The sequence below is a fragment of the Lactococcus sp. dk101 genome, from assembly GCF_009601055.1.
Classification (GTDB): domain Bacteria; phylum Bacillota; class Bacilli; order Lactobacillales; family Streptococcaceae; genus Lactococcus.
This window is the reverse complement of sequence record NZ_WITI01000023.1, coordinates 1-12,360: the sequence shown is the minus strand read 5'-3', so window position 1 is coordinate 12,360 and position 12,360 is coordinate 1. Positions and strand designations below refer to the sequence as shown.

Sequence of the window (12,360 nt, the reverse complement as noted above, 5' to 3'; positions counted from 1 at the left end):
CACCGACGCAACTTTTATATTATATCACTCCTCATTCCTTTTGTCAAGAATTAAGTACGCGATGTAATTGCTTTTTGTTTCCTCGTTCGGTATTCCCTTACGAGACAACTATATTAGTATATCAAACCACTATCTACCTGTCAATTATTTTGTACGTTTCCTATTGCTTTTTTGAACTGCCATTTCTGTGTATCCGCTTTAGTCCTTGCTAGACTTACTGCAAATTATAGTTGTGAATATCAAGTCGGTTTTTCTTTTATTTTTAACATTTTGCCTGAAATCATTCCTTTAGATATCATATGGCAAAACAAAAAACAGCTCTCGAATTGAGAACTGTTTTGCAAAATGTAAATCGATAGATTAACGTTTTGAGAATTGTGATGCTTTACGGGCTTTCTTGAGACCTGCTTTTTTACGTTCAACCATACGGGCGTCACGAGTCAAGAGACCAGCGCGTTTCAAAGCTCCGCGGAAGTCAGGGTCAACTTCAAGAAGGGCACGAGCGATACCGTGACGGATTGCTCCTGCTTGTCCAGATACACCACCACCGTTAACGTTTACGAGAGTATCGTAAGCACCTTCAGTTTGTGTAGCTGCAAATGGTTGGTTGATAACCAAACGCATATCAGCATGTGGGATGTAGTTTTCTACATCGCGATTGTTTACAGTGATTTTACCAGTACCAGGTACGAGACGTACGCGTGCTACTGAGTTTTTACGACGGCCTGTGCCGGCATATTGTACTTGAGCCATTTTGTATTTCTCCTCCTAATTAGATCAAACCTGAGATATCAAGAACTTCAGGTTTTTGTGCTGCGTGAGTATGTTCGTTACCTACAAACACTTTAAGTTTCATGCCTTGAGCACGTCCAAGTGTGTTGTGTGGAAGCATACCTTTAACTGATTTTTCAATCAATTTAACAGCATTCTTATCACGGAGTTCACCAGCAGTGATTGAAGTCAATCCACCAGGGTAAAGACTGTGTTTGTAATAGATTTTATCAGTTGCTTTTTTACCAGTCAATTTAACTTTTTCAGCATTGATAACAATTACGAAATCACCAGTATCTGTATGAGGTGTGTATGTTGGTTTGTTTTTTCCACGAAGTACGCTAGCTACTACTGCAGAAAGACGACCCATAGGAACGTCAGTTGCATCAACTACGTACCATTTACGGTCAACGTTTTGAGCGTTAGCCATGAATGTAGTTTTCATCATGATGAGTTTTTTCCTTTATACTAGAATTTGTTTACGTGTGAACATTGTTCACATGATATTTTTGGGTTCCGGGGCCACAAAAATGGGGTAAACAATACCGCTTATCATAATATCATATTTCTTATTAGTTTGTCAAGCTATTATTTTATAATTTTTTGTTTTTATGCTAAAATGGTTGCATGAATATCGTATTAAACTTGGATGAAAATTCAATTCAAAAACTCATTAAAAAATTGGCGAGTCATCAAGTTATGACGAAAAACCAATACATTCGTTTTTTTGCGAAGGTTTCTGGTGTTTCTGTCAGTGTTTACAGCTCTGGAAAGGTTGTATTTCAAGGCGGATCGGCTGAAAAAATCGCGAGTGATTTTGGTTACCAAGCGCAGACGATTTCGCATCATCAAGAAAACATGATTGGAACTGACGAAGTTGGAAATGGGTCCTATTTTGGAAGTTTGGTGGTCGGTGCATCTTTTGTCAGTGCTGACAATGTTCAAGCCTTGACAAAATTGGGTGTCGCCGACTCAAAAAAATTGACAGACGACAAAATCCGTCAGATTGCGCCACGTTTGCAGGAGCTTCTTCCTCATGTTGTTTTAACTGTTCAGCCTTCAAAGTACAACGAAGTGATTGAAAATGGGTATAATGCAGTTAGTATCAAAGTTGCCCTTCATAATCAGGCCATTTATTTGCTTGAGCAAAAACTCGATGATGACAAGATAGAGCAAATCGTTATCGATGCTTTTACAACAAAGCCGAATTATGAAAAATATGTCAAAAAGGAAAAAAATCAAGTTTCATCAGCAGTGACGCTGATACCAAAAGCGGAAGATCAATTTATTGCTGTCGCGGCAAGTTCTGTCATCGCACGCGCTTTATTTCTCGATAACTTAGATGCCTTATCTAAGCAAGCGGGATTTCATTTGCCGAGTGGTGCAGGACACGCTTCTGATCAAATCGCAGCAAAAATAATCGCTCAATCAGGTGTCGGTGCGCTCAATCAATTTGCGAAGTTACATTTTGCAAATACTCAAAAAGCAATCAAAATTGCGGACAATAGAAAGTGAAGCTAACATAATATGAAGGCATTTATTAAAGAATGGGGTATTTTTATCACCATTATCGCACTTGCAATTCTCTCACGTATTTTCATTTGGGCGCCTGTTGCCGTTGACGGACATTCAATGGATCCGACACTTGCCGACAAGGAGCGTTTGGTTATCATCAAAACAGCAACGATCAATCGTTTTGACATCGTAGTTGCAAAAGAGGGCGACAAAAATATTGTCAAACGTGTCATTGGTATGCCTGGCGATGTCATCAGTTACAACAACGATCAACTGACCATCAACGGCAAAAAATATGACGAGCCTTACTTAGCAGATTTCAAAGCACAACTTGCTAGCGGACAACTTGAAAAAACTTATGGCAGCTACCCATTGACTTCTTCATTGTCATCAGCTGACAGGTCTAATTTTGTTAGTCTTGCTCAAAAAACCCAAGCCTTCACAACAGATACCAACACAGGAAATCCAACATTTACTGTGACCGTTCCAAAAGGCGAATATTATTTGATGGGAGATAATCGTGTTGTCTCTAGAGACAGCCGTGCGGTTGGTGCATTCCCTCGCAGTGAAATCGTTGGAGAAGCCAAACTTCGTATCTGGCCACTTTCTAAAATTGGTTTCATAAACTAAAAGGAAATAAAAAAGCCTGTCAGCTCTGACAGGTTTTTATTTTGCACTTTTTATATTTCGATATTCTAATATGGTCAAGACAATCATGATGACATCAACCACTGTCACAAAAATCATGAAAAATGAATGGGTCGTCAGAAATTCTCTCATCTGATAAATAATAAAGCCTACAAAGACCACAATCGAAAGTGGATATGCCCACAAGACTTTCTTCCATAGGAGCGCCAAAGTTACAAGTTTAATCAAACCATGTGACAGAAGATAAATTGCCAGCAAATATTGTGTACTTACCGTGAAATTATTTCCAAAATTTATCAGCATGTTCATAAGCATACTTTGCGAGTCTTGGTCAATATTTCCTTTCACTTTCACAATCCAACCAATCGTCGAATTCAAACGCGACGGCGTCAGAAAGAATAAAGAAATACCTCCCAAAACTTCACTTATGGCAAATAAACTTTTAAAAATAAGGGCAATGTCAAAGCTGACATCGACTACCTCTCTCTTTTCTTTGCTTTCATTTTTTGCTAAATTCATTCAGCCTCTCAATCTTTGTTCACTCCATTATAAATGGCATTCAGAAGTTTTAAATCAGTCTTTGGTCGGATTTTCAAAAATATTTCCCAATTTAACATCGATTGAACGGTTAGCAACATCAATTCGGTCAACTTTTAGGATTGAATTATAGGATTTAACAAGGCGTTCTCCTTTAAATGGGCCTTCAAGAAAGACTGCAACGCCTGCCAAAAAACAATCAAACTCATAAACCAAACTCTTCATGCCATTGATTGTCCCCGCACCTTTCATGAAATCATCAACAATCAAGACATTTTGGCCAATGGAGAGACTGCGTTTACTCAAAGTCATATTTTCAACACGGCTACTTGAACCTGACATATAGTTCACATTCAGCGTCGCCCCCTCAGTTACTTTTTGGTCACGCCGAACGATAACAAAAGGCACATCCAATATTTCTGCGACAGATTGGGCAATAGGAATTCCTTTAGTGGCAATCGTCATGATGACATCAACTTGTTTATCACGATATTCATGAGCAATAATTTGACCAATTTTTTTCAAATTTGCTGGAGTTCCTAAAATATCTGACAGATAAATATAACCACCAGGCAAAATCCGATTTTCTTCTTTCAAAAGGTCGGCAAGCTCTTGAGTCATCTTCTTAGACATCTCATCTGTGATATATGGCGTGTAGCGGACACCACCCAAACTTCCAGGAAATGTTTCAACAATCCCTACGCCTTGATCTTCAAAAACGTGCTTAATAAAGACCAAATCTTCCGAAATTGAAGACTTGGCAACCTCATACCTTTTACTTAACTTATTCAAGTTCAACATTTTATTGGGATGATTAATTAAATAATTTGTAAAATCGACCAATCGTTCGTTTCTTTTCATAATTATCACCGTTTCCTTATTGATATGCCCATTATATCATGCAGTTTCCGAACATTCAACCCTAAACCTTACAAAATAGCAAAAAAATGTTCTGTCAGTACTGACAAAACATTTTTATATCTTATGAGCAATTTTATTAGTCTTCTGAAGATCCACCACGGCCATTTTTAGCAATGATTTCTTCTTGAATAGATTTTGGAACATCTGAGTAGTGGTCAAATGTCATCATGAATGTACCACGTCCTTGTGTAGATGAACGGAGTGTTGTAGCGTAACCGAACATTTGTGACAATGGAATGAAGGCATTAACGATTTGTGATTTACCGTGAGCTTCCATAGAGTTAACTTGTCCACGACGTGCAGTAACGTGACCCATGATATCTCCGAGGTTGTCTTCAGGACAAGTGATGACAACTTTCATCATTGGTTCCATGATAACGGCATCAGCGTGTTTAGCAGCTTCTTTCAATGCGAGTGAAGCGGCAACTTGGAAGGCTGTATCAGATGAATCGACATCGTGGTATGAACCATCGTAAAGTTTAGCTTTAACGTCAACCAATGGGTATCCAGCAAGGACACCGTTTTGCATTGATTTAGCCAAACCTTTTTCAACTGAAGGGATAAATTCACGAGGAACGACACCACCAACGATAGCGTCTTCGAATTCGAATCCTTTACCTTCTTCATTTGGTGTGAATTCGATCCATACGTCACCGTATTGACCTTTACCACCTGATTGGCGTTTGAAGTATCCACGAGCTTGTGTAACAGGTGCGCGGAATGTTTCACGATAAGAAACTTCAGGTGCACCAACGTTACATTCAACGTTGAATTCGTCACGCATACGAGTTACAAGAACGTCCAAGTGGAGTTCACCCATACCAGCGATGATAATTTGTCCAGTTTCTTCGTTTGTTTCAACTTTAAATGTTGGATCTTCTTCAGCCAATTTAACAAGGGCTGTAGACATTTTAGCTTGGTCAGCTTTTGTCTTAGGTTCAACAGAAAGTTGGATAACTGGATCTGGAACTTCGATACGTTCCAAGATGATTTCGTTGTTTTCATCTGACAAAGTATCACCAGTAGTTGTATTTTTAAGTCCAACAGCAGCGGCGATATCACCAGCGTAAACTTCTTGAATTTCAGTACGTGTGTTAGCGTGCATTTGGAGGATACGTCCGATACGTTCACGTTTACCTTTAGAAGTATTCATAACGTATGAACCAGCTTCAAGGACACCTGAGTAAACACGGAAGAATGACAAACGTCCAACGAATGGGTCAGTCATAACTTTGAAGGCGAGGGCTGCAAATGGTTCTTCATCTGAAGCGTGACGTACGTCTTCTTCTTCAGTGTCAGGGTTAATCCCTTTAACTGATGCGATGTCAAGTGGGCTTGGAAGGTAGTCAATAACTGCATCAAGCATCATTTGAACACCTTTGTTCTTGAAGGCAGAACCAGCAAGCATTGGGTAGAATTCAACGTCGATTGTAGCTTTACGGATAGCAGCTTTCAATTCAGCTTCTGAAATTTCTTCACCAGCGAAGTATTTTTCCATGATGCTGTCATCGAGTTCAGCGATTGCTTCAATCAATTTTTCGCGCCATTCGTTAGCTTTTTCAACGTATGCTGCTGCATCAAAGTCCAATGAAGCCAATTCAGCGTTAAATTCGTCTGAACCAACAACAGTTTCTTTGATATCTGTACCAAGGTCGTTAGTATAGATTTCAGATTTCATTGTTACCAAGTCAATGATACCGATGAAGTTGTCTTCAGCTCCGATTGGGATTTGGATTGGGTGAGCATTTGCTCCCAAACGATCTCCAAGAGTTGAAAGAGAGTAGTAGAAATCAGCACCGATTTTGTCCATTTTGTTGGCAAAAACGATACGTGGAACGTGGTAAGCAGTTGCTTGACGCCAAACTGTTTCAGTTTGAGGTTCAACACCTGATTGTGAGTCAAGAACGGTTACAGCACCATCAAGAACACGGAGTGAACGTTGAACTTCGATTGTGAAGTCCACGTGACCTGGTGTGTCGATGATGTTAACGCGGTTACCCTTCCAGAACGCTGTAGTAGCGGCTGAAGTGATAGTGATACCACGATCTTGTTCTTGCTTCATCCAGTCCATTTGTGAAGCGCCTTCGTGAGTTTCACCGATTTTGTGAATTTTACCAGTATAGTAAAGGACACGTTCAGTTGTTGTTGTCTTACCAGCATCGACGTGAGCCATGATACCGATATTACGAGTATTTTCGAGGGAAAATTCGCGAGTCATATTTGTCTCCTGTTTTTTTATGAAATGAGAAATCTCTCATTAATTCTATTTTATCAAATAAAGTTATAAAGTGAAAACAAAACCGAGCGGGCGAGGAGCCCAAGCCCGGTAATGTTCGTTTTTTACGAAACTTTAATTTGGAATTTTGATTTTGCTAAACGAGTGCGAGGAAGAAAGGCGCGCCGCGTACATAAGTACGCAAGTAACTTTCTGACGAAGCAATCGTGACGCAAAATTGAAATTACCAGCGGAAGTGAGCGAATGCACGGTTAGCTTCAGCCATTTTGTGAGTATCTTCACGTTTCTTGACTGCTGCACCTGTGTTGTTAGCTGCATCCATGATTTCTTTTGCAAGACGGTCTTGCATTGTGTGTTCTCCACGGTTACGAGCGATTGTTACCAACCAACGAAGTCCAAGAGTTGTACGACGTTCTGGACGAACTTCAACTGGGACTTGGTAGTTAGAACCACCGACACGACGAGCACGAACTTCAAGAACAGGCATGATGTTTTCCATAGCTGTTTCGAAAACTTCGAGTGGATTGTTTCCAGTAGCTTCTTCAATTTGTTTGAAGGCTCCGTAAACGATTTGAGCTGAAACTCCACGTTTACCATCAAGCATTACACGGTTAATAAGGCGAGTAACGACTACTGAGTTGTACATTGGATCTGCCAAAACTTCACGTTTTGGGGCACGATTTTTACGCATTAGTTATTTCTCCCTTCTTATTTGCTAGCTTTTGGCTTTTTAGCACCGTATTTAGAACGGCTTTGCATACGACCAGTTACACCAGCAGTATCCATTGCACCACGGACAACGTGATAACGAACCCCTGGAAGGTCTTTTACACGTCCACCACGAAGAAGCACAACGCTGTGTTCTTGGAGGTTATGTCCGATACCTGGGATGTAAGCTGTAACTTCCATCAAGTTAGAAAGACGTACACGAGCGAATTTACGAAGCGCTGAGTTTGGTTTCTTAGGTGTCATTGTACCAACACGAGTTGCAACACCACGTTTTTGTGGTGAAGAAAGGTTAGTTTGGACTTTTTTGCGGCTGTTGTAGCCAACGTTCAAGGCTGGTGACTTAGATTTAGTAACTTTGTCATGACGGCCTTTGCGTACTAATTGATTAATTGTAGGCATTTTTTCGTCTGCTTATCTCTATTATCCACAAATTGTGAAGCGATGACGATAATGATAAGCATTCCTTTCGTTTGTTTTTTAATTGGGTTGTCAGTATATGGTCGCTTAATCCAAGTTCTGACAAGAAGTTTAGCAACTTTAACGAGTTCTCCTGAGAGTCCAAATTAAAAAGTACCGTCTTATATGATATCACAAGTTTATGAAAATGTCAAGTTCATCTCTTATTCTTATTGAATTTTTTACATTTACAGTAAGTCATCTGCTTTTGTTTATTTCCATTTGAATAATTGGGCTTTCTTTGATTTTTTGATATAATAATGACATGAAAAAAATCTTGATTTCAATCATCAGCATCTGTGTCATGCTACCACTTTTTACAGCTCATTCTGTCAGTGCTGACAGCTTTACTGTTGCTGCAAAATCTGCCATTGCCATTGATGCCGATAGTGGTAAAATACTCTACGCTCAAAATGCGACTGACTCAAGTACCCAAATTGCCTCAGTCACAAAACTAGTCACAGCTTATTTGGTTTATCAGAAAATTGATGAAGGAAAATTAAGCTGGGATACGAAAGTGCCAATTTCGACCTATGCTTATGACCTCACATTAAACTCAGCTGCCAGTAATGTCAAAATGACAAAAGGTGAAAAAATCAGTGTGAAAGACTTGATGAACGCATTGATGTTACCATCAGCAAACTCCGCTGCTGTTGCACTCGCTGAGCAAATTGCTGGCTCTGAACCAAAATTTGTTGATTTGATGCGCGCACAGCTGAAAACGTGGGGCATCACTGATGCCAAAATCTATAATGCTTCAGGATTGCCAAATAGTCTGCTTGGAAAAAATATTTATCCTAACTCTGCGACAACCGATGTCAATACAATGAGTGCGGAAGATGTTGCCATCGTCTCTTATCATCTTTTGAAAGATTATCCTCAAATCTTGGATATTACTAAGCAAACTCAGATGACCTTTGATAAAGACGGTTCTTCTAAAGCTACGATGAACACGACCAATCAAATGTTGAAAGGTTACGCCCAATATCGCTCAGGAGTGGACGGTTTGAAGACTGGTTCAACTGGTTATCAAATCAACTGTTTTGCAGCGACAACTTATCAAAATGGTTTCCGTATCATTACCGTTATCCTTGAGGCTGACTCACCTGCCACTGATAATAGCACAACCTTTAATCTAACCAATCTACTTATGAACCATATTTATGGTAGTTGGACAACTGATACACTTGTTAGCAAGGGAAAAGTTTACAAAGATTTCACAAAATTCAATGTCATTGATGGCAAGCAAAAAACGGTAAAACTCGTTGCTAAAAAAGACATCACACCTGTTGTTCCAAAGGCTGAAGATGGCACTGCTAATAGCAAAAATTTGACTGTCACTACTGACAAGAAAACCTCTGCTTCAACAACTGCTGCTGTCAAGAAAGGAACCACGCTTGTCACAATTCGTACAAGTCTAAAAGATAGTCTGGGCTACATTCCGGGTGCCTCGCAAGCCGAATTCCCACTAATTGCTGCAGATACAGTTGACAGAGCAACTCCAATCGTTGTTATTTGGAATCACTTCGTCAAATTTGTCAACGAAAAATTATAAAAAAAATCGGAACGAATTCCGATTTTTTTATCCTTTTGTTTTGACAATCCCAAGTAAAATGGCACCAATAACGAACAAAACTGTTCCGATATAGATATAGCCCATTTCTTTTTTCGTCTTCTTTTCTCCAAGGAAAAGAATTCCGCAGAATGTTGAAATGATTACTCCGAGTTGTGAGAACGAGAACGCAATCGCATTACCAGCAAGTGAAGCGGCAAGAAGCATAAAGACGTTACCAATTCCCCACATGATTCCGACTAACATATTTTTAAAAACAACAGGTTGAATTTTGATTTTTCCGCCAAGAAGAACAGCACCAACCATCATACCAATTGACATTGGGAAGATAATGGTCAACGTATCAACTTTAAGATTGAACCAAAGTCCAGATAAGTTATTCAGCAAAATAACATAAACGACATAACCAATCGTCGAATAAGTCAAAGCAATCAAGCCTTTTGTCATATTGCCACTCTTTGTTTTTTCAACTTTATCAGGGTCTTGTTTAGATGAAAAATAAAAACCAATCATCAATAAAACCATGGCAATTCCGCCGAGAATAAATTGAATTTTCGTTGTCCATTCATGGAAGACGATAGCACCAAGTAAGCCACCCAAAACCAGTTGGAAACCAGCTGACAACGGTGAGGCGACTGAAACGCCCATATATTTCATTGAAAGAAATTGTCCACTCTGACCAATTGACCAAATAATACCAGCAACAAATCCCAAAATAAAAATTGGTAAAGTCAATTGTGGTTGGCGAATTAAAAATACAACGAGTGCAAATACAAATGCCCCCATCGTCATTCCTAATGTTTGCTGTTTTGCTTCACCACCAATTTTGTTTGAAACAAATCCGATAGATCCCCATGCAATCATAGGAACCAATGCATATAATATTCCTTGCATAAGCCCACCTTTTCTATAATTTTTTTAAAAGTACTTTCCTATTTTACAGTTTTTATACCAAAAATCAACTGATAAAGCTTCTTGTTTTCGATAGAAGAACAAGGTTCGCAATGTTTCACAATATTATCTTTTTTCCAGAATAATCAGCATAGGTGGTGTATGAATTTGGTTTAACGGAGCGTACGAGAAGACGTGCCACTCTTTCTGTGGCAAAGCTGATGCCCATTCAAAGACAGCATTTTTTTCTTGTAGTCCTCCTTCATGACCGTAATAAATCATGATGGCAATTCGACCACCCACAACCAATTTTTCTGTCAGTACTGACAGCGCCTTAATCGTGGTCTCAGACCTTGTAATAACTGTCTTATCAGTATTCGGAAGATAGCCCAAATTAAAAATCGCTGCCTTAATCTGCTGATCGATATAGCTTGCTAAATTCTCATGACCATCCAAGATCAATTCAGCCTTTTTATCAGCCATAACTAATCTCCTTTTTGTCGCAGCAATTGCTTCTTCTTGTACATCAAATGCAAAAACACGATCAGACAAACCCGCTAAAAATAAGGTGTCATATCCATTTCCCATTGTCGCATCAACAACCACATCTTCAGAACTAATCACTTCTTCTAAAAGCTGATGAGCAATCTCTAATGGTTTTATCATTTTACTAATTCCGTCACATTTCTAACATTTTTATTCTTGAATAAAAATAAAGTTCTTATTTCATTATACTATAAAAAGGCAAGCAAAACTCGCCTTTTTAAAAATTTATTGCGTTCGATTTCCGAATATCGCGACAACCTTGCCATGAACCACGGCGTTCCATCTCATTGTCGATAGCATTCAACACTTCCCATTTCTTGAGAGACCACATTGGCCCAATTAACAAATCACGTGGCGCATCCCCCGTCAATCGATGAATAACAATCTCTTTAGGTATTAACTCCAGCTGATCACAAATCACATTAACATAATCATTTCGAGACATCAGTTCGAGCTTTCCTTCATGAAAATCCCTCTGCAAACGCGTATTTCTCATCAAATGAAGCAAATGTAATTTAACCCCTTGAATATCAGAGTCTAGCACCATCCGCCTCACATTTTCAAGCATCATCTCAGTTGTCTCTCCAGGCAAACCATTGATCAAGTGTGTACATACATTGATATTATGAAGCCTAAGACGCTTAACCGCATCAACATAAGTAGGATAATCATGCGCTCGATTGATTAAATCCGACGTTTCTTCGAAAGTCGTTTGCAGGCCTAAATCAATCCAAACCTCCATGCGTTCATTCAATTCTGCCAAATAATCAACTACATCATCTGGTAAACAATCTGGCCTTGTCCCAATCGAAATACCAACCACATCTTTTTGATTTACGGCTTGTTCAAAACGTTCACGCAAAACCTCAACAGGAGCATGCGTATTCGTAAAATTTTGGAAATAAACAATGTATCTCTTAACTCCGGGCCATTTCTGATGAAATTGCTCAATCTCCTTTTGATACTGTACAGGGATAGGTTGATCCGGTGCAACAATCATATCTCCAGAACCTGAAACAGTACAAAAAGTACAGCCCCCATGAGCCACCGTGCCATCACGATTAGGACAATCAAAACCAGCATCAATAGGAACCTTAAAAATTTTCTCACCAAAATTAGCTCTCAAATATTCATTCCAGGTGGTATAACGCTTTTCCATCTTTTTCACCCACTTCATGTATTTTACTTTATTATAACAAAAAAGAGGTCCATAGACCTCTTACTAACTGCGGTTGTCAGACTCGAACTGACGACATCATGATTAACAGTCATGCGCTACTACCAACTGAGCTAAACCGCAATAACACAAAACTCGGCATAACCGAGTTAAAAATATAGTCGATACGGGATTCGAACCCGTGTTACCGCCGTGAAAAGGCGGTGTCTTAACCCCTTGACCAATCGACCATAAACTTAGCACCGACCCTATCTCGCAGGGGGCGACCCCCAACTACTTCCGGCGCGGAAGGACTTAACTGCTGTGTTCGACATGGGAACAGGTGTATCTCCAACGCTATGGGCACTAAATTATTTTGCA

At 39.5% G+C, this 12,360-nt stretch carries 13 protein-coding genes, 2 tRNA genes and 1 rRNA gene; 3 read left to right on the top strand and 13 right to left on the bottom strand.

All coding sequences use genetic code 11. From position 1 onward, the window contains the following. Positions 1–360: 360 nt before the first annotated feature. Both rpsI and rplM read right to left on the bottom strand, forming a co-directional pair. Positions 361–753 (bottom strand): 30S ribosomal protein S9, encoded by a 393-nt coding sequence (gene rpsI, locus GHI45_RS10885; RefSeq protein ID WP_109245895.1) that lies wholly within the window; start codon positions 751–753, stop codon positions 361–363. A gap of 19 nt (positions 754–772) precedes the next feature. Further along, complete coding sequence (rplM, locus tag GHI45_RS10880; protein WP_147780856.1) at positions 773–1,219, bottom strand: 50S ribosomal protein L13; 447 nt, start codon at positions 1,217–1,219, stop codon at positions 773–775. 179 nt (positions 1,220–1,398) lie between these two features. On the opposite strand from rplM, the gene rnhC reads away from it, so the two are divergent. Then, positions 1,399–2,286, top strand: coding sequence for a ribonuclease HIII (rnhC, locus tag GHI45_RS10875; RefSeq protein ID WP_147780855.1), 888 nt, complete (start codon positions 1,399–1,401; stop codon positions 2,284–2,286). Positions 2,287–2,298: 12 nt separating this feature from the next. Continuing rightward, positions 2,299–2,916, top strand: coding sequence for a signal peptidase I (lepB, locus tag GHI45_RS10870; RefSeq protein WP_147780854.1), 618 nt, complete (start codon positions 2,299–2,301; stop codon positions 2,914–2,916). A gap of 36 nt (positions 2,917–2,952) precedes the next feature. Here the strand turns inward: lepB and GHI45_RS10865 are convergent, their stop codons facing one another. The 5 genes from GHI45_RS10865 to rpsL form a co-directional block, all read right to left on the bottom strand. After that, positions 2,953–3,453, bottom strand: coding sequence for a DUF2127 domain-containing protein (locus GHI45_RS10865; RefSeq protein WP_147780853.1), 501 nt, complete (start codon positions 3,451–3,453; stop codon positions 2,953–2,955). Between the two features lie 54 nt (positions 3,454–3,507). Beyond that, on the bottom strand, positions 3,508–4,332 hold the full coding sequence (purR, locus tag GHI45_RS10860; protein WP_147780852.1) for a pur operon repressor: 825 nt from the start codon (positions 4,330–4,332) through the stop codon (positions 3,508–3,510). Positions 4,333–4,468: 136 nt separating this feature from the next. After that, positions 4,469–6,610 (bottom strand): elongation factor G, encoded by a 2,142-nt coding sequence (gene fusA, locus GHI45_RS10855; RefSeq protein ID WP_147780851.1) that lies wholly within the window; start codon positions 6,608–6,610, stop codon positions 4,469–4,471. A 241-nt stretch (positions 6,611–6,851) separates the two neighbouring features. Continuing rightward, positions 6,852–7,319 (bottom strand): 30S ribosomal protein S7, encoded by a 468-nt coding sequence (gene rpsG / locus GHI45_RS10850; RefSeq protein ID WP_054640014.1) that lies wholly within the window; start codon positions 7,317–7,319, stop codon positions 6,852–6,854. Between the two features lie 17 nt (positions 7,320–7,336). Continuing rightward, complete coding sequence (gene rpsL / locus GHI45_RS10845) at positions 7,337–7,756, bottom strand: 30S ribosomal protein S12 (RefSeq protein WP_147780850.1); 420 nt, start codon at positions 7,754–7,756, stop codon at positions 7,337–7,339. 322 nt (positions 7,757–8,078) lie between these two features. On the opposite strand from rpsL, the gene GHI45_RS10840 reads away from it, so the two are divergent. Further along, the gene (locus GHI45_RS10840; RefSeq protein ID WP_147780849.1) at positions 8,079–9,368 is read left to right on the top strand and encodes a serine hydrolase; all 1,290 of its coding nucleotides are present in this window, start codon (positions 8,079–8,081) and stop codon (positions 9,366–9,368) included. Between the two features lie 27 nt (positions 9,369–9,395). On the opposite strand, the gene GHI45_RS10835 is transcribed toward GHI45_RS10840, so the two are convergent. From GHI45_RS10835 to rrf, 6 genes are all read right to left on the bottom strand, one after another. Then, positions 9,396–10,280 (bottom strand): GRP family sugar transporter, encoded by an 885-nt coding sequence (locus tag GHI45_RS10835; RefSeq protein WP_147780848.1) that lies wholly within the window; start codon positions 10,278–10,280, stop codon positions 9,396–9,398. Positions 10,281–10,403: 123 nt separating this feature from the next. Continuing rightward, positions 10,404–10,943 carry a class I SAM-dependent methyltransferase gene (locus GHI45_RS10830; protein ID WP_147780847.1) on the bottom strand — a complete coding sequence of 180 codons (540 nt, stop codon included), beginning with the start codon at positions 10,941–10,943 and terminating at the stop codon, positions 10,404–10,406. 97 nt (positions 10,944–11,040) lie between these two features. Beyond that, a complete protein-coding gene (locus GHI45_RS10825; RefSeq protein WP_147780846.1) occupies positions 11,041–11,982 on the bottom strand; it encodes a TIGR01212 family radical SAM protein in 942 nt (313 codons plus the stop codon). Between the two features lie 67 nt (positions 11,983–12,049). Beyond that, a tRNA-Asn gene (locus GHI45_RS10820) sits at positions 12,050–12,123 on the bottom strand. 35 nt (positions 12,124–12,158) lie between these two features. Further along, a tRNA-Glu gene (locus tag GHI45_RS10815) sits at positions 12,159–12,230 on the bottom strand. 4 nt (positions 12,231–12,234) lie between these two features. Continuing rightward, positions 12,235–12,350: ribosomal RNA gene (rrf, locus tag GHI45_RS10810) — 5S ribosomal RNA — on the bottom strand. Positions 12,351–12,360: the final 10 nt, after the last annotated feature.